Source organism: Mycobacterium neglectum, from assembly GCF_002591975.1.
GTDB classification, from domain to species: Bacteria; Actinomycetota; Actinomycetes; order Mycobacteriales; family Mycobacteriaceae; genus Mycobacterium; species Mycobacterium neglectum.
Map to the genome: position 1 here is coordinate 104,989 of NZ_NVQE01000005.1, position 17,567 is coordinate 122,555.

Below are 17,567 nucleotides of genomic sequence, written 5' to 3' on the forward strand. Positions count from 1 at the left end.
GCATCAAACGCCCGGGCCCACGACCACCTTCAGGGCATTGCGCCCGCGGACCGTGTCTACGGCCTTTGCATAATGAGACAACGGAACGGGTTCTTCCACAATCAACTCGCTCGTGATTGTCCCGCTCTCCAGAAGTCGCAGGGCGCCGGGGAAGGTGTGCCGCGTCGTCATACTCCCGACGATTGTCAGTTCCCGAGCGAAGACCTGGTAGGGCGACAGCGGAACGACGGCGTCGCCCGGCGCCACGCCGAGCTGGAGAAACGTCCCGCCTCGCTGCAGGCGCCCGAGGCCGTCCTCGATCGCCGTGGGCGCGCCCGATGCGTCGATGACGAGGTCCCAGTCATCCTCCTCACCGAGGTCCGAGGGACCGAACACCTTCGAGGCGCCGAGCTTCTGGGCGACCGCCCGACGGTCCGCGTCGAGGTCGACCGTGTCGACCGAGTGCGCTCCCAGGTAGCCCGCCACCTGCACCGCAAGCAGCCCGACGGGGCCCGCGCCGTATATGAGGACCCGTCGGCCCGACGTTCTGGGCACCATGTCGAACGCATGGAGCACGCATGCGAGCGGTTCGGCGAGCACGGCCGCGGTCGAGGACACCGAATCCGGGATGACGTGGCAATTGCGTGCGGCCACCAAGACCCGATCGGCCGCTCCGCCGTTGAGAGTGATACCGACCGCGTTGCGGTGTTCGCAGAGGTTAGGCCGCCCCCGGCGACACAGCAGGCAAGTCATACACGGAACACCCGGGTCGACAACGACCCGCTCGCCCACTCGCGGCGACACGACCCCGGTGCCTCGGGCCACCACCGTGCCCGTCACCTCGTGGCCGGGCACGATCGGGAATCGCGCCGTGGCGAAGTCGCCGTCGAGCATGTGAATATCGGTCCCGCACACCCCGGTGAGCGCCACCTCGACGACGACGTCACCCGCGCCAGGCTCGGGATCCGGCAACTCGGCGATCTGCACCACCGTCGGCGCCTCGATGACGACAGCCCGCATGTCCGACCTTCCACTCTTAAATCTCGTTTAGCGGACTCTACGTCCGTTCAATGGAACTATAGTGCAATAGGCTTGCGCGTTGGACATCTCTCGCACCACTCCTTCAGAACACCGCGACCGGATTAACCAGACACCCCGTCGCACCCGTGACGACCAGAGGGTTCACCGTCAGGAGAAAGTCGCGGCGACCTTCTTCGCGGCTCACTTTCACCAGAGGTTCCAGCAGCGGTGAGTCGATCGCGGCGACGCCGAACGCGTGGATCACCGAGTGGACTCCGAACGAAAGCCCATCCCGGTTGGGCGCCGTGTCGAACATGTCCCACAACACCACCGCGATGTCGCGCTCACGGAAGAACCGCACGCATCCGGCGTCGAGACCGGGACGCCGCGTGGCGTCAGCCGACCACGGACCGTGGTCGTTCTCGTAGGCGCCGCGTCCGCAGAAGATTGCCACCGCGTCCCCGGGTCCCGGCTCGATACCTTGCGCGCGGCAGATCGCCTCGAGTTCGTCCCATGTGACCGGATCATCCTGCTCGACGTAGCCCACGCCGCGATGAAGAGGGACGTCGATCAAGAATCCTCGCGTGTAGATGCCGTCGCGCCAGTGCTCGATGGAACCCCACCGGGCACCCGAGAGCGAGATCTCTCGGTCCGGATCTCGGCCGCCCCACAGGCCGTCGGAGTCCCACACGTGGCAGAGCGCGTCGATATGTGTGGCGCTCTGGCCGTGATAGGCCATACCTTGAAAGTCCTTGGCGGCTCCCCCGCCCGCCGCGTGCCCGACGCGCTCCATGTACAGCATCGCCGGCGTGCGGTTGTTCGGCGCCGGTTGTGTCGGTACGGCCCGGGACAACGATACCGTTCGGCCCGATCGCACCAACCTGCTTGCCGCAACGCGCTTTTCAGCCGTGATCAGGTTGACGGCGCCGCGCTGGTCGGAAGCCCCCCAGCGATGCCAATTTCGGTGGTCACGCAGATAAGTTCGGAGTTCGTCATCGGTCATGGACTCGACCGTTCGACCCAGTCCAGATGTTCTTGCACGTAACGCCGGAACTCATCTGGACGCTCCAACGGGGCCATGTGGGGCCCGTCCATCTCGACATAGCGGGAATTGGGTAGACGCTCGGCCAACGTGGCCAATTCCTTCGGCGGGGTGGAAACGTCGCGCGTTCCTGCCAAACAGGTTGTCGGCACGTCAATTTCACAAAGTCGATCCAAAACGTCGTGATGCGCGATTGCCCGCCAGATATCCGCGAATGAGCTGGCGTCGATGCTGCGCAGACACCGACGGGCATAGGCCAACGCCTCGGGTTCCTCTGCACGGGAAAGAAACTCGGCGGTGAACCATCGCTCGAGAGTGGTCGCGACCATCGTCGCCGTTGGTTGGGCTTCGGTGGCATCCGCGCGCTCCAACAGAACCGCTGTGGGCGTCTGCGCCGTGGTGCACGCCAGAACGAGTGACCGAACCAGGTCTGGGTGATCCAGCGCAAGGTGCTGGGCGACCATCCCGCCCATGGACAACCCCACGACATCGACCGGCGAACGTACCCATCCGGCGACCTCGTCGGCCATGTCGCACAACGTCATACCCGGCCGCTGTCGCCGCCGACCACCATGGCCGGGCAAGGTCGCTGTGATCGTGTGTTCGATCCCGAGAAGATCGCCGCATGCCGCGTCGAGGCCTGCCGCGTGGAGGACGAGGACGGGCGGCGCAGTCATTGGTCGGTGCTCTGCAGCTTCGCCGGCGTGATGTCCCGGTACACGTTGCGAAGATGGCTGGTGAAATGCGCGCTGACCCGGCGGGTCCACTCCGTCGGCGGGATGAGCCGCTGATAGGCAGGACCGTCCAGCACGTCCGGTGTCTCAAGTTCGTAGGTCGCGAGGTACTTGGGTCCACCCTCGAGCGCCTGAAACCTCCTGCCGTTGAAGAAGCCCTCGCAGGCGAGCCGCTCCGGCAGATGCTCCTCCTCGTACCACCGGTTGAACTCTTCTTCGAACTCCGGCTCGATATCGATCATCACAAACAGCAGTCCCGACCCGCGACTGATACCCATGTCAGCTCCTTTGCCTTGCGTTGGCGGACTCATTCGACAAGCACCCCCGTGCGTACGCCCGTCTTGCGTCCAATGACGCTGGGAAGGATCAGGATTGCCGCTGCAATACCGAAAACGACCAGGGCAATCGGGCGGTGCAGAAAGATCGTCCAATCGCCACTGCCCATCGACGAAGTCCGATTCAAATTGGCCTCCAGCATTGGTCCAAGGATCAGCCCAAGGATCAGGGGCGCGGCGGGAAAGCCGTACCGCGCCATGAAGAATCCGACGAACGCGGCAGCCACCGCGATCCAGGCACCCCACATGCGCTGCTCGATGGCATAGGCGCCCAGCAGGCTCGCCACAATGATGATCGGGTACAGCAACGAGTACCGCAGTCGCAGGATCGACGCGAACATCGGCGCCATCGGTAGGTTCAGAATCAGCAGCAGGACGTTGCCGATGTAGAACGATGCAAGCAGACCCCATACCAGCGGCGCCTCCTTCTCCATCAGGAGCGGACCGGGTTGAATGCCGAACAGAATGAATGCACCCAACAGCACTGCGGTGGTACCCGAACCAGGGATGCCCAGCGCGAGCGTCGGCACAAATGCCCCGTTGACCGCGGCATTGTTCGAGGCCTCCGGGCCAGCTACACCTTCGATGGCGCCCTTCCCAAACTCGTTCTTGCGCTTCGAGATGCGCTTCTCCAAGTCGTAGGAGATGAACGACGCAATCGTCGCGCCGGACCCCGGCAAGATCCCGAGAAAGAAGCCCACGAATGTGCCGCGGGCGATCGGTCCGGCCGATCGACGCAGATCGTCGCGGGACAGCAGCAGATCGCGCAGTCGCGTTCGGATGGGTTCCCTGCGCTCCAGCCGGGCCTGTCCCATCACCTCCGATAACGCGAACACACCGATCACGACGGCGACGAAGCCAATGCCGCCGAGAAGTTCAATACTGCCGAACGTGAACCGTGGCACCCCTGACTGGGGGTCGAGCCCCACCGTCGACAGGGCAATACCCACAAAGCCCATCGCGAGGCCTTTGAACACCGCAGAACCCTGGGCAAAGCCGACGACCCCCGCGAGGCCGAGCATCACCAGGGCGACCATCTCCGGAGGCCCGAACTTCACCGCGTACCTCGCGAAGACGGGGGCCGCCGTCATCAGCAGCACGATGGTGATCGTGCCGGCAATGAAAGATCCGATGGCTGCGATCGCGAGCGCCTGACCGGCTCTCCCACGCCGGGCCATCTGGTAGCCGTCGAAGGTTGTCACGACGGTCGACGCCTCACCCGGCGTGGACACCAGAATCGAACTGATCGTGCCGCCGTACTGAGTGCCGTAATAGAGACCCGCGAGCATGATCAGCGCGGTCACTGGTTCCATTCCGAGCGTCAACGGCATCAACAGCGCGACACCGGTCGCAGAACCGAGCCCCGGTAACAGCCCGATGATGGTGCCGAGTACGACCCCGATCAGGCAGAACAGCAGATTGTGCGGTGTGAGCGCGGTTTGAAATCCGGTGAGGACGTGATCCCACATACCTCTACATCACCCCCGCGAACACGCCCCATGGCAGATTTACCTCGAGGAAGTCGTCGAAAATGAACCACGACGCGACGAGCAGCAGCGCCGACACCGACACCGAGGCGACCCAGGATTCCCGCTCGACAAACTTCATCATCACGAACCCACCAAGCACGAGTGCCGGGATGAGGCCGGCGTAGGGCGCGAGAAGTAGCGATCCGACCATTGCCGCGAAGATGAACCACGGTCTCAGTGGATGTTTCGCCTCGCGCTCCGCGAGGTCCGCTTCTTCGGTGCCGGCGACCACCGAGGGGTCGGGGGACGCGGGCACGTCGCTTCCCCCGACCCTGACCGGCATTCGCGCAGCCACCTCGGCTGTGTCGCCAATAGGGCCATCCTTGTTTTGCGACACCGACCGGAGGTCTGACACCACCAGGAGGACGCCGAAGACCACGATCCCGACTCCCATGACTGTCGGCATCAGTCCTGGTGCCATTCGTCCGTCGTCAGTCAGCCCGTAGGCCAGTCCACCTACTGTGAACCCCAGTCCCAGGAGGGTGACGATGCCTCCCGGGAGCCAGGCCCCGACGGACTTGCTCATTGACCGAAGGCCCCGCTCTCCTCCAGCACCTGGTGAACCGTTTCGTCCTGCTCTTTGAGCATGTCGCTGAATTCGCTTGGTCCCGAATAGGCTTGGGTGGTCAACGCGCTTTCGAGGTAGTTCTGATACGACGGAGTGTCCTGCCACTTCTCCATGCAGTCGGCGTACCAGTCGCGCGCCTCGTCGGACATATCGCCGGTACCGAGAAGGCCACGCCACTGGGTGAACGCGATGTCGTACCCCTGCTCCTTTGCCGTGGGGACCTCGGCCATGACGCCACTGGTGTAGCGCTCCGGACCGAAGATGGCCAGACCCCGGACGTCGCCCGACTCCACCTGCCCGACGATGTCCCCGGCACCGCCGATGGCGGCGTCAATGTCGTTGCCCAGCAGCGCGGACGTGGTTTCACCGCCACCGTCGAAGATCACGGGTTCGAACTTGACGCCGCCCTGTTTCTCCAGCAACGCCCGAGCGACATTGTCGGGTCCGGACAGACCGACGACGCCGATGGTCACATTGCGAGTCTTCGCCGCTTCCACCAGGTCTCGTAGCGACTGCATGGGTGAGTTGGCCGGAACCGCGAGGCTGACCTGGTCGTCGGCGATGTGGGCGATCGGCGTGTACGCCTCCCAGGTGAAGGATGTGTCGACGAACATGGGCAGCGTGGTGAGTTCGGTGGTGGTGGCCATCACAGTGGTGTCGCCACGCTGCTGCTGGAAGTGGGAGTAGCCGATAACGCCGCTGCCACCCTCGTGGTACTCGATGTTGCCGGTTACCCCCTCATCGCAGGCTTCAAGGCCCTCGAGCATGGCGCGCGCCACCTTGTCGGTACCGCCGCCCGAGCCGAAGGCCGAGATCATGGTGATCTGCCCGTCCGGCTTCCAACTGCCGCCGTCACCTTCGGAGTCACCGGCGTTGTTGCCGCCACTACACGCCGACAGCACGAGGGCTGACGTGACCAGGATTACCGCGCCGGTACGAGACCGGTGGGACTTGGTGACCTCATTCATCGCGTTCATCGCACACTCCTTGCTGTCGCACCTCTTTGGGCGAGTTGGCGGCGCACACGCGCGCCGTGACCGGTCCGGGGTTTCGGGCCGCTCGTCTGAGTGGGAACGGGCGCACCTGTCCTTCACCGACGGTGGCGCATTCGGTGCTCACTTGAATCGGGGGGATCCTTCGCGGGTGTAGATCATCGCGTTGCGCTTGTAGGTGATGACGGTGGTCCCGTCCTGTTTGAAACCCCTGGTACTCACACTGACGATGCCGGCATAAGGCCGACTCTTGGACGGCCGCTTGTCGGTCACCGTGGATTCGGCGTACAAGGTGTCCCCGACGAACACGGGTGCAGGCAGGCGCACCTCGTCGAACCCGAGGTTGGCCACCGCGTTTTCGCTGATGTCGCCGACCGTCAGCCCGTTGATGATGGCGAGCGTCATACCGCTGTTGAACAGGTACTGACCGAACTCGGTCTTCTTCGAATATTCGGCGTTGATGTGGTTCGGGTTGACGTTGCAGGTGAGCAGCGTGAACCAGATGTTCTCCGTCTCGGTGACGGTGCGCCCGACCGGATGCCGGAACATGTCGCCGATCTCGAAATCCTCGAAGAAGTTGCCGATCCAACTCTGCTTGACAGCCATATGCCCTCTCTCGCCTGACCTCTTCGTGTACCGCGACGGTGGTCTGCGGTGCGGTGAAGTACTGACCATAATTCTCATTGTTCAGACATAAAGTTCACCACACGGAATAACAGATGTCTAGGACTTCACTCAAAAAGAAGAGACGGCGATCACACTGCCGAACTAGGCCTCCGAGGCCAACGGACCTGGGCCACCGGCCGATTGGGGGGTGATCTCCGCGTAGACGAAGCGGGCCATCGGCACGCGCGCCTCGACCGACCGGGTCAGCTCCGTCGGGTGCCGCTTTTTCTCCAGGTAGGGCTCGTCCTGAACGACCGCGGGTGTGTCGAGTTCATACATCGCGAGGTACTTGGGTTGGCCCTCGACCGCGACGTAGCGGCGCGCAGAGAGGATGCCGGGGATCGCTACCCGCTCGGCAAGGTGTTCGTCGTCGTACCACCTGTTGAGCAGCTCTTCGTCTGCGTCGTCGGGTTCGCACATGACGACCAGCAGACCGCGGCGGTCAGCGGGGTGCGCAGCGTCGAATTGGCTTGGATTCACTTGGCTTGGATTCACGATGTCCTTTCCGGCGCCGGCGAGCCCATCCCGCGCCACACTTTGCACTGGACAATTAGGCTCACTACATGGTGGACTTAATGTCCGTACAGCGAGACTATCTGAATGCGAGCAGATTGGGACCTTGTTGTCGCAACTCGGGGTCGCGCGTACGGCTACCGAAGGAGACACAGCCGCTATGAACCCGCCCATGAAGGGACCGCTGGACGGACATCGCGTCATCGACATCACCCAGAGCGCGGCCGGGCCGTACTGCTCGATGATCCTCGGCGACCTCGGTGCCGATGTGATCAAGGTCGAGAAGCCCGCCGGCGGCGATGACGCCCGCGACTGGGCACCCCCCTACTGGGGGGAGTACGGGTGCACGTTCCTGGCCCTCAACCGCAACAAGCGCAGCCTGGCCGTCGATCTGAAAAACCCTGCGGGCAAGGAGATCCTGTGGAGATTGATCGAATCGGCCGATGTTCTTGTGCACAACCTCCGCGCGGGCGCTCTTGACAAGCTCGGCTTCGGATACGAGGCGGTGCACGCCCTCGCGCCCCGTCTCATCTACTGCTCGATGACGGCGTTCGGAGACAGCGGACCGATGTCCGCGCGACCGGGATACGACCCGCTGATGCAGGCCTACGCCGGCCTCATGAGTATCACCGGCGAACGGACTGTCGAAGGCGAACCGCCGCGGCCGCCGATCCGGGTCGGCACGTCGATCAACGACATGGGTATGGGCATGTGGGGAGCGATCGGCATCCTCGGTGCGCTGATGAACCGTCGAGACACCGGGCGGGGTCAGTTGGTCGAGACGTCGTTGCTCGAGACCGCCATCAGCTGGATCCCTTACCAACTGCAGGCGTACATGGCGTCGGGCACGCTCCCGCACCGGCACGGGTCGGGAACATCGATGAATGCTCCATACGAGGCCTTACCGGCCAGCGACGGCTACATCATGATCGCCGCAGGTAATAATCCGTTGTGGGAGAAACTATGTCATGCGATCGGACGGTCTGAGCTCATCGCCGACCCACGCTATCGGGACAACCCGGACCGAGTTCGAAATCGCGCGCAACTCGCCGAAGATCTCACCGCCACACTGCAATCCCGCACGGTCGAGCACTGGGTGACCGTCCTACAGGACGCGGGGGTGCCCTCATCGCCGATCCGGACGCTCGACGAAGTGATCGCCGACCCCCAGGTCGAGCATCTGCGTATGGTGCGTCCAGCCGCGAACCCGGAGATCAAGGGGTACAAGGACATTGCTCTGCCATTACAGTGGGACGGCCAGCGAGTGCCCACGCGGCGCACACCTCCCCCACTCGGTTCCGACACGGTGGCCATCCTGCGTGAGCTCGGTCGCGGAGAGGACGAGATTGCCCACCTGATCGGCGAGCGGGTCGTGGGAGCCGCCGGACAAATTGAATCCGTCGCCAACGCACCGTCGTCGACCTGATGCGGCGGCAACCCGCTCCCTGCACCGCATGGTGACCGGGGCTTTGCCGACGACCTTCGCGGTCGCCGTCACCGCGCTGAGCAATCTGCCCATCTGGGTGTTCACCGGGTTGGCACCGTCGATCGGAGCTGATCTGGGATTCGGCGCGCTCCGCCTTGGTGCAACAGCCGCGATATTCTTCGCTGCTGCAGGTCTTTTCGCGGTGCCAGCGGGCCATGCCGTCGAACATATCGGCTGGCGGCGCACGAACATCGTGGTGGCGATCCTGTTGATCGTGTCGTTCGCCGGCATGAGCCTGGCGCCCAATCTCGAGACGCTGGCGGGTTTCCTTGTTGTCGGCGCCGTCGCTTTCGCGTTCACTCAGCCCAGCGCCGGCCTGACACTTGCCCAGACGGTGGCGCTGCACCGCCGCGGCACTGCGTTCGGACTCAAGCAGGCCGCCCTCCCGCTGACTACCCTGCTCGTCGGCATCACCACGCCGCTGTTTCTCGGTGTGAACGGCTGGCGCTGGGCATTCGCGTCATGCGCTGTGATCGGCCTGGTGTTCCTCGCGGCGGTAGTGGTCGAACGTCGTAGATCGCCATTCGTCGACGCGCCGCTGGCGCTGTTCCGGCGCGGCCCCGAGCCGACCTCACCGCGGCTCCGCGCACAACCACCATTGATGATGCTCGCAGTAGGTGCGGGACTCGGGTGCGTCGCGACCGCGAGCATCGGCGGCTTCCTCGTGGTCTACGCGGTCTCAGCCGGACTGACCCAGACGCAGGCGGGGCAACTCCTCGCGACCGGCAGCATCGTGTGCCTGGCGTCCCGGTTGATCACCGGGTGGATTGCCGACCGCCGCGGTCGCAGGCACCTGCGCGTCGTCGCGATCATGATGATGGCCGGCTCCCTGGGTTTCGTCCTCCTGGCCGTCGCCCACAGCAGACCCTGGCTTCTGGTCCTGGGGGCCTCGCTGGCGTTCGGGCTGGGCTGGGCGTGGAACGGATTGTTCGCCTTCGCCGTCGTACACAATCATCCGGAATTTCCCGCCGCCGCTACGGGTGTGGTGCAAAGCGTGATGGGTATGGGCTCGGCGACCGGGCCGGCCCTGTTCGGCGTGACGGTGTCGATTGCGTCCTATACCGGAGCCTGGGTCGGCGCGGCTGCCGCCCTGGCACTCGGCGCGGTGTTCATGCTGCAGGGCCGTCGGCTACTTGCCCGAAGTGTGGCCCGGTGATCTCTCAGTCGGAACGCTCGGCGGACGCGACAGCGTCCCGTGCTGGCGAGCGGATCGGCTCCTTCCATGGTGAGAGCGCGCCCTCCCATGCGGATCGACCGAGCCGGAAATGCTGTGCCTGCTCGAGCGTTTCGATGAACGGCATGTCCATCGCGTAGAGCTGGTCGGTACGCGGCCGGGCGCCGGCCTTCGACACGTGACCGTACAGCGGATGCCCGACGATCTCCTCCGCGAGCACCACCACCTCGATCAGTCGATCGAGATCGACACCGGTCGCATATCCCAAGCTGTCGAGCAGGTGGACCAGGTCCTCGGTCGGGGTCAGCGTCGCGGCGCGACCGTTGCCGCAGTACGGACACCCCGCCATGCCACCGATGCTCGCGTCGACGATGGCGGTGTGCCGTTGGTCGAGCGTTCGCAAGGCCGCGTAAATCGAGATGGGGGCGACGCCTCGAGTGTTGTGCAGGTGTAGGTGGAACTTCTGTACCGTCGGCCAGCGGCTCATGATTCCCCGCAGGTCCTGCTCGACCTCGTGCGGAACGTTCCACCCCATCGGGTCGGCGAGGGATACCTTCGTCACCGTGACACCTGCGGCTTCCCACATCGCCACCTGACGCGCCAGCAGGTCCATGCGCTCCTCGTGGGAAAACCGACCCAGCCAATTGGAGCCCCATGCGGCGCCGATCCCGACCTGCGCCTCGGTCGCACCAGCCACGACGGCAGCCGCTATGCGACCTGGCCAGGAAGCGATCTCCTGCTCCCGCGAGCGATTGGTGTTTCGCTGCGCGAACACATCGCAGACGTGAACGTTGGTCGACGGCAGACCGTCGTCCAGCGACAGCGGCGGAATGTATCTCGCACGCCGTTCGACCCCCTTCTCGTTGAGGGCCAACGCCGTGTAGATGACATCGGGGCGGGGGGTGAACCCCTCGATCACCTCGTCTATCTTCGCCATCTGCGGCGTCCATTTGGGGCTGACGAAGCTGCCGGCGACGATTCGCTTCAGACCGGTATCGGACAGCGCCTCGAGGAGCCTGATGCGGTCGGCCACTTTGATGTCGGGATTCTCGATCTGCAGTCCCTCGCGCATCCCTTCCTCCACGAGGGCTACAGCGGGCATCCCTTCCGGCCCAATGGCAAGGTGCGGCATTTGGCTCATTTACTCAGCGCCCCTTCCAAACTGGGGCGCGCTTCTCCAGGTATGCCCGGATTCCTTCCTGGCGGTCCTCGGTGAGGTAGGGGTTGGGCCCGACGTTGAGCCTCAGCGCAGACTGCACCGGCAACTCCCAGCCCTTGGTCATCATCTCCTTGTAGCGTCGCAGCGTGAGCGGCGCGTTCGCCACGATCTGGCGGACCAGCTTCTCCGCCTGCTCACTCAACGTGTCTGCCGGGACGACGCGGTTATACAGGCCCCAGTTCAAGGCGTCCTCGGCACTGATGTTGTCGCCCGTGTAGAGCATCTCGAGCGCGACCGCACGCGGAATCAGCCGGGGCAGAACAACAGTGGCGAAGTTCGCCCCCATGCCGCGCTTCGCCTCCGGCATTCCCAGCACCGCGTGGTCGGCGGCGATCCGCAGATCGCACGCCAACGCGAGTTCACAGCCGCCGGCGACCGCGGGACCGTTGAGTACCGCGATGGTCGGCTTGTAGGTTTCCAGCACAGTCTCGTAGAGATTGCGCCGCGGCCCCATCATGGGCACCGGGATCTGCTTGCCCGACTCCGCGATCTCGTCGAACTCCTTCAGGTCGGCACCGGCGCAGAACGCCTTGTCTCCCGCTCCGGTGAGCACGACCGCCCAGACGTCCGAGTTTTCCTCCGCCGCGGCAAACGCGTCGACCAGCGCTGCCGTTACATTGAGGCTCAACGCATTTCGTCGCTCCGGCCGGTTGATGGTGACGTACTGAACGTGCTCTCGTATCTCTACGAGAACTTCGTCTGACGCGCTCATGTTCTGCTCCTTTCCGTCATCTTGACTAGGTTTCTGTTGCTGAGGTTCGCCATGAGTGCCCGGATTCCGGTCGACCACGCCGGCGCCAGCTCAGACGTCGTTACCGTGTTGGTCAACGTCCCCAATCGAGGGCAGCTGATCGTCACCCGATCACCGACGTGGTGGGTGAAACCTTCCCCGACGCGGTCGCGGTCGGCCACCGGCGCGAACATCGTGCCCGTGAACAGAACGAACCCGTCGGGATACTGGTGATGGCGTCCGCACGTCCGCGCGAGCAGTTCCTCGGGATCGCGGCTGATCTCTGCCATCGAGCTCACTTCGGTCAATTCGAAACCGTCGCTGCCTTCAACGTGAAGCCTGACGTCGAGGCGGCGAACGTGGTCGAGTCCGAAGTCGCCGTCGAAGAGTCGGATGAATGGACCGATCGCGCAGGAGGCGTTGGCGTCCTTGGCCTGTGCCAGTAGAAGTGCACTGCGTCCCTCGAGATCGCGATGATTCACGTCGTTTCCGAGCGTCGCGCCGACCGCTGCGCCTCCCGAGTTCGCGACCAACACCACCTCGGGCTCGGGGTTGCTCCACGTCGAGCGCTCCAGCACGCCGACCTGAGCACCGTGGCCGACCGCCGACAACACCGGAGCCTTGGTGAAGATCTCCGGGTCGGGTCCGATCCCGACCTCCAGATACTGCGACCACAGTCCTTGCGCGACGAGCGCTTCTTTGAGTCGTTCGGCGGCCGGTGTACCCGGCGTGAGATCTCCGACGCGACCTGCGATGAGCACGGTCATCTCCTCGCGTACTGCCCGCCCCCGCTGGGGGTCGCCGCCGGCAGCTTCTTCGACCACGCGCTCCAGCAGGCTGCGCACGAACGTGACGCCCGCAGCCTTGATGACCTGGAGGTCGATCGGCGCCAGTAGGTGCACGAACGCCTCGGAGTCTCCGGACTGTTCGATGCACACGTCCTCCAGTGGCCACTCGCGCGACCCGCGAGCGCTCCGCACAACCTCGACGACGTCGCGGCGGTCCAGCAGATCGGCCATGGTGGGACCATGCTCGGTGATGTCGACGACGACGTCGCCCCGCACCGCTACCAGACAGGGACCACCGACCTCGGGATCGTGCAGCCGGCCAACAGAAGTGCTGCGCCCCTTGGCAACACAGGTCACGCCTTGGCCTCCTGGGGGTGATCGCCGCACGTGCGCGCCACCTCGCGCCAGAAGTCGTCACGCTCACCGGGACGCATGAACTCGAAGAGGGCCACCCGGTCGAGCAGTCCGTCGTACCGGGTCCGCAGCGCCGGCCCGACATCGCTCGGGTCGGCCTCGATCGCGAAGGCGGCCAGCATCTCCTCCGAGACACAGGCTGACATGTCGTCCCACCGGCCACCGCGCGACAAGGTGTGCAACTTCTCGCCGACCGCGCCCCAGCCGTGGATGTCGAGCACCAAGCGATATGCCGGGGTCGACGCGTAGAACGCGATACGTGAACGGACGGCGTCTCGTTGGCGCTCGCGCTCGGCTGGGGTATCGCCGGTGATGACGAAGACGCTGGTGGACAGTTCGACGTTCGAAGCATCTCGGCCGCCCGTCACTGCCCCATGCTGAATTTCGGGGACGACGACGGAACGCACGTAGGCGGGGCTGTGGAACGGGTGCACGTGCAGGCCGTCGCAGACTTCGCCCGCCAACCTGACGAGGCCCGGGCTCACGCCCGCGACCGAGACCGGGATAACCGGATGGTCGATGGGGCCGGGGTTGAACACGGGCGGTAACAGTGTGTGGCGGTAGTACCTGCCGTCGTACTTCAGCGCTTCGCCGTTCTGGAACGCACTCCAGATCGCACGCAGCGCCGCGATGTAGTCGCGCAGTCGAGCGACCGGCCGGTCCCACGGCATCGAAAATCGCCGCTCTACGTGCGGCTTGACCTGCGTGCCGAGTCCGAGCAGGAACCGCCCATCCGAGCGGCGCGCAAGATCCCACGCCAGTTGAGCGATCACCATGGGCGAGCGAGAGAACGCGATGGCCACCGCCGTACCGAGCTCGAGCCGGGAACTGTGGTCGGCGGCAACGGCCAACGGCAGGAAAGCATCGTGTTTGTTCTCACCGGTCCACAGACCCGCGACGCCGATCTCCTCGGCCCACCGGGTGGTGCTGGCGGTTGCGAGCGCGTCGGCCCCCTCCGAACTGAGCCGGGCATCGAACTTCACGCTTTCTCCTTTCTCGGATCGACTTCTATAGCGCCGGCGAGAGAACCGACTTGATGGAGACGCCCGCGCGCATGTCGGCGAGCGCCTGATTGACCTGTCCGAGCGGATATTCGGTCACCAAACGGGCCACGTCGAAGCGCTCGGTCAGTTGAGGCAGTGTCGCGATGTAGCGTGCGTAGTGTTCGGCCGAAAAAGCCCATGAGCCATGGACTTCCAGTTGCTTGCGCGTCACGATATGTGGATTGATCGGCGTGGTGCCGTGGTCGGTGTATTGACCGACGACGAGGTAGCGCCCACCGCGACGGGCCATGTCGATGCCCTCGGCAACTGCGCTCGGATGCCCTGTCGCCTCGACCACCAGATCGGCTCCCCGCCTCCCTGGGACGGCGTCCAACACAGCCTGCAACCTCGCGTCCGGGGTTCTGTACTCGTCGAGGTCGACGGCGACGTCGCAGACGCCGAGTTGCTCGGCGACCTTGATCCGGCTCGATGGTCCACCGACGAGCACGACGATTCCCGCACCGGCCAACCGCGCGTACATGGCCGCAGCCATACCGACCGGGCCGGCACCTTGGACCACCACTGACTCGCCGGTGCGTGGTTCGGCCTTCCCCAGCAGCCCGTGCACGATGGTCGGACCGGCACAACCCAGGGCGATCACATCCAAGCCGGAGACCGTTTCGGGCACACGGAAAATCGCCGTGCCGGGCTGAAGATAGATCCGTTCGGCCCATCCGCCGGACAGCTGGGGCCACACGTGCGCTGACTGGTTGATGCCGTAGATGCGACGGTGCTCGCAGAGTGAGTACTCGGTCAGTGCCACGCAGTAGTAGCAGTGGCCGCAGGGGATGCTCGACGCCCAGACGACCAAATCACCCTCGGACAGTGGCGCGCCTGTCGCGTCGACGTCGACGCCCGCGCCCAGTTCGCGTACGAACCCGACGGCCTCGTGTCCGAGGATCACCGGCAGCGGCACCGATAGTCGCCCGTCCTGGAGGTGGATGTCGGTACCACAGATTCCCGCATGCAAGACATCGACGACAACCGCACCCTCTCGCGCGCTGGGTGGGTCGTACGTGCGGACCTCCACGTCGCTACCAATCATCCCGAGCACCGCTGCCCGCACCGTCGTCACGACCGTCTCCATCCGTCCAAACCTCCCGAAGATTACCGCACAGCAGACAATTTGCCCACTGACAGATACTATGAGCAGGAGATGGGACGCACCCTAGGTGCGCACCACGTAGATCGGTGGCGACCTCATCCGCCTGATGGAACGTACGTCCACAGAGATTCGACACGCGGCGCGGCCGGCCGGCGGACCCGCACTGAACCATGACCACAGACCCCATGACGACAAACGGAGGTAGCGGCGATGTCGGCCCTGCACGGATTGCGAGTTCTCGACGTGACCCAGGTATTGGCCGGGCCGTTCTGCGGTCAACTGCTCGCCGACATGGGTGCCGACGTCATCAAGGTCGAGCCTCCGGGAGCCGGCGATCAGTCCAGACGCGCGCTCGGGTTCTCGATGAAGGGCGACGACACCGCGGCCTTTCTCGCGGTCAATCGCAACAAGCGCAGCCTGACGTTGAACCTCAAGACCGACGCCGGTCGCGACGCCTTCTACCGCCTCGTCCGAGGCAGCGACATCGTGATCGAGAATTTCCGTCCGGGAGTGGCCAAGCGGCTCGGCATCGACTACGAGGCATTGCGCGAGATACAGCCCCGCATCATCTGCGCGAGCATCTCCGGTTACGGCCAGAACGGCCCGTATTCGGCTCGGCCGGCGCACGATTTGATCGCCCAGGGGATGGCCGGGCTGATGAGCGTTACCGGTGAGCCGGGAGGCCCCCCGGCCAAGGTCGGGATTTCGATCGCCGACCTCTCGGCCGGACTGTTTTGTGCGTACGGTGTCGTCTGCGCGGTTGTGGCGCGCGAACGCACCGGCCGCGGCCAATACGTCGACACCTCGATCTTCGAGGCGCCCGTGGCGATGGCCGTGTTCGAATCCACCGAGCTATGGGGCCTGGGCCGAGTACCCAAACCGCTGGGTTCGACCAACAGGACCGCGGCCCCCAATCAAGCACTGCGGGCCAAGGACGGATACATCAACGTATGCGCGGCCAATGAACGCCTGTGGCGAAAGTTGTGTGAGGCCCTCGGACGTCAAGATCTGCCCGCGGACCCGCGCTTCGCCGAGAACATGGATCGCATGGCCCATCAGAGTGAACTCGCCGAGGAATTGGAGCTCACGCTGGTCGAACGCGATGTCGCGGACTGGGTGGACCATCTGCTGGCCGCCGGGATCCCGGTGGGCCCGATCCTCGACTATGGCCAGGTCTTCTCCGATCCGCACACCGCGGCGCGAGGGATGGTCGTCGAGATGGACCATCCGGTGGAAGGCACCCTCAAGGGTCTGGGGATACCGGTCAAACTCAGCGACACTCCCGGTTCGGTCCGTCGCGCTGCACCGATCCTCGGCGCCGATACCGATGAAATCCTTTGTGAAATCGGATATTCCGCGGATGAAATCCGCAGGATGCACCGGGAAGGCGCGGCCTGAGATCCGCCTACGCTTCCCGGTCGAGGAAATCGAGGATCGTGCGGGCCATCAGTGCCGGTTGCTCGAGATAGCCCATGTGGGGGACATTATCGAGGATCTTCATCTCAGAATTCGGCAGTGCGGCAGCCATTTCCGCGGCGAAGTGCGGGGGTGTAGCGACGTCCGCGTCGCCGGTGACGACGAGCGTGCGGGCGTAGACATCGTGCAGACTGTCGAGCACATTGTGTCCTGCGATGGCGTGAAAGGTCTTGGCCCAGGAATCGGGATCGTTGCTGAGCAACCGCTGGCGGGCGGTCCTGACGACCGCAAGGTTCATGCCGGTATCGGTGAACCACCGTGCAATCGCGGCCCGCGCCACCGGCTCCATGCCATGCGCCTCGGCGAGGTCTGCCCGCTCGAGGAACATCGAGCGTTCGGATTCTGATGTAGTGCAAGAGGTCCCAGACAACACCAATCGCATGACCATGTCCGGATACCGGATCGCCAGATGCTGGGCGACCAATCCGCCGAACGACTGCCCCACCACATGGGCGCGTTCCACACCCATGCTTCGCAGAACCTCCGCCACGTCGTCGGCTAGGTCTTCCAGGCTCCACGGACCCGGCGGCGACGGGGACTCCCCGTGTCCGCGAAGATCCACCCGCACCGCGGTGTAACGATGCTCGAGAGCCGTGGCCACCGGCGCCCAGAACGTCCGGTCGAGGCCGACGGAGTGCAGTAACACCACGACCGGGCCGCCGGCCGGGCCCGTGCGGTCGTAAGCGAGCGGGACCGTCACTCGGCCCGACTGACTCCTCATTGAATTCCCTTCGTTTGGCCGAAGCGCGGCGCT

The 17,567-nt window shown here is 64.7% G+C and carries 18 protein-coding genes; 3 read left to right on the plus strand and 15 right to left on the minus strand.

Annotated elements, in window-relative coordinates:
- Window positions 1-3: 3 nt before the first annotated feature.
- The 9 genes from CSQ99_RS06340 to CSQ99_RS30915 all read right to left on the minus strand — a co-directional run bounded on the left by CSQ99_RS06340 (window position 4) and on the right by CSQ99_RS30915 (window position 7,399).
- On the minus strand, window positions 4-999 hold the full coding sequence (locus CSQ99_RS06340) for an alcohol dehydrogenase catalytic domain-containing protein (RefSeq protein WP_099038199.1): 996 nt from the start codon (window positions 997-999) through the stop codon (window positions 4-6).
- Window positions 1,000-1,102: 103 nt separating this feature from the next.
- The gene (locus CSQ99_RS06345) at window positions 1,103-2,002 is read right to left on the minus strand and encodes a cyclase family protein (protein WP_099038200.1); all 900 of its coding nucleotides are present in this window, start codon (window positions 2,000-2,002) and stop codon (window positions 1,103-1,105) included.
- Window positions 1,999-2,718 carry an alpha/beta fold hydrolase gene (locus tag CSQ99_RS06350; RefSeq protein WP_099038201.1) on the minus strand — a complete coding sequence of 240 codons (720 nt, stop codon included), beginning with the start codon at window positions 2,716-2,718 and terminating at the stop codon, window positions 1,999-2,001. Before CSQ99_RS06350 ends, CSQ99_RS06345 begins: the two co-directional genes overlap by 4 nt.
- Entirely contained in the window at window positions 2,715-3,053 is a 339-nt protein-coding gene (locus CSQ99_RS06355) for a DUF4286 family protein (protein WP_099038202.1), read from the minus strand. Before CSQ99_RS06355 ends, CSQ99_RS06350 begins: the two co-directional genes overlap by 4 nt.
- Before the next feature lie 29 nt (window positions 3,054-3,082).
- Window positions 3,083-4,579: a tripartite tricarboxylate transporter permease gene (locus CSQ99_RS06360; RefSeq protein WP_099038203.1), complete on the minus strand. Its 1,497-nt coding sequence runs from the start codon at window positions 4,577-4,579 to the stop codon at window positions 3,083-3,085.
- Between the two features lie 4 nt (window positions 4,580-4,583).
- Window positions 4,584-5,165 carry a tripartite tricarboxylate transporter TctB family protein gene (locus CSQ99_RS06365; RefSeq protein WP_099038204.1) on the minus strand — a complete coding sequence of 194 codons (582 nt, stop codon included), beginning with the start codon at window positions 5,163-5,165 and terminating at the stop codon, window positions 4,584-4,586.
- On the minus strand, window positions 5,162-6,184 hold the full coding sequence (locus CSQ99_RS06370; protein WP_099038205.1) for a tripartite tricarboxylate transporter substrate binding protein: 1,023 nt from the start codon (window positions 6,182-6,184) through the stop codon (window positions 5,162-5,164). Before CSQ99_RS06370 ends, CSQ99_RS06365 begins: the two co-directional genes overlap by 4 nt.
- A 138-nt stretch (window positions 6,185-6,322) precedes the next feature.
- A complete protein-coding gene (locus CSQ99_RS06375) occupies window positions 6,323-6,805 on the minus strand; it encodes a MaoC family dehydratase (RefSeq protein ID WP_099038206.1) in 483 nt (160 codons plus the stop codon).
- Window positions 6,806-6,967: 162 nt separating this feature from the next.
- Window positions 6,968-7,399, minus strand: a complete 432-nt coding sequence (locus CSQ99_RS30915) for a DUF4286 family protein (RefSeq protein ID WP_176560899.1) — start codon at window positions 7,397-7,399, stop codon at window positions 6,968-6,970.
- Between the two features lie 139 nt (window positions 7,400-7,538).
- Between CSQ99_RS30915 and CSQ99_RS06380 the strand changes: the two genes are divergently transcribed.
- The gene (locus tag CSQ99_RS06380; protein WP_176560900.1) at window positions 7,539-8,804 is read left to right on the plus strand and encodes a CaiB/BaiF CoA transferase family protein; all 1,266 of its coding nucleotides are present in this window, start codon (window positions 7,539-7,541) and stop codon (window positions 8,802-8,804) included.
- A 28-nt stretch (window positions 8,805-8,832) separates the two neighbouring features.
- Complete coding sequence (locus CSQ99_RS06385; protein ID WP_099038208.1) at window positions 8,833-10,020, plus strand: MFS transporter; 1,188 nt, start codon at window positions 8,833-8,835, stop codon at window positions 10,018-10,020.
- A gap of 4 nt (window positions 10,021-10,024) precedes the next feature.
- On the opposite strand, the gene CSQ99_RS06390 is transcribed toward CSQ99_RS06385, so the two are convergent.
- The 5 genes from CSQ99_RS06390 to CSQ99_RS06410 are packed head-to-tail and all read right to left on the minus strand — an operon-like array spanning window position 10,025 to window position 15,319.
- A complete protein-coding gene (locus CSQ99_RS06390; protein ID WP_245908754.1) occupies window positions 10,025-11,179 on the minus strand; it encodes a beta/alpha barrel domain-containing protein in 1,155 nt (384 codons plus the stop codon).
- 4 nt (window positions 11,180-11,183) lie between these two features.
- Window positions 11,184-11,969: an enoyl-CoA hydratase/isomerase family protein gene (locus tag CSQ99_RS06395; RefSeq protein WP_099038210.1), complete on the minus strand. Its 786-nt coding sequence runs from the start codon at window positions 11,967-11,969 to the stop codon at window positions 11,184-11,186.
- Window positions 11,966-13,132, minus strand: a complete 1,167-nt coding sequence (locus CSQ99_RS06400) for a fumarylacetoacetate hydrolase family protein (RefSeq protein ID WP_218014578.1) — start codon at window positions 13,130-13,132, stop codon at window positions 11,966-11,968. The genes CSQ99_RS06395 and CSQ99_RS06400 overlap by 4 nt, the downstream gene beginning before the upstream one ends.
- Window positions 13,129-14,172 carry a TIGR03617 family F420-dependent LLM class oxidoreductase gene (locus CSQ99_RS06405; RefSeq protein ID WP_099038212.1) on the minus strand — a complete coding sequence of 348 codons (1,044 nt, stop codon included), beginning with the start codon at window positions 14,170-14,172 and terminating at the stop codon, window positions 13,129-13,131. The genes CSQ99_RS06400 and CSQ99_RS06405 overlap by 4 nt, the downstream gene beginning before the upstream one ends.
- Window positions 14,173-14,197: 25 nt before the next feature.
- Entirely contained in the window at window positions 14,198-15,319 is a 1,122-nt protein-coding gene (locus tag CSQ99_RS06410) for a zinc-binding dehydrogenase (RefSeq protein WP_099038213.1), read from the minus strand.
- Window positions 15,320-15,547: 228 nt separating this feature from the next.
- Between CSQ99_RS06410 and CSQ99_RS06415 the strand changes: the two genes are divergently transcribed.
- Entirely contained in the window at window positions 15,548-16,735 is a 1,188-nt protein-coding gene (locus CSQ99_RS06415; protein ID WP_099038214.1) for a CaiB/BaiF CoA transferase family protein, read from the plus strand.
- Between the two features lie 7 nt (window positions 16,736-16,742).
- Here CSQ99_RS06415 and CSQ99_RS06420 read toward each other — a convergent pair whose 3' ends face one another.
- Window positions 16,743-17,534 (minus strand): alpha/beta fold hydrolase, encoded by a 792-nt coding sequence (locus tag CSQ99_RS06420; protein ID WP_099038215.1) that lies wholly within the window; start codon window positions 17,532-17,534, stop codon window positions 16,743-16,745.
- Window positions 17,535-17,567 lie beyond the last annotated feature (33 nt).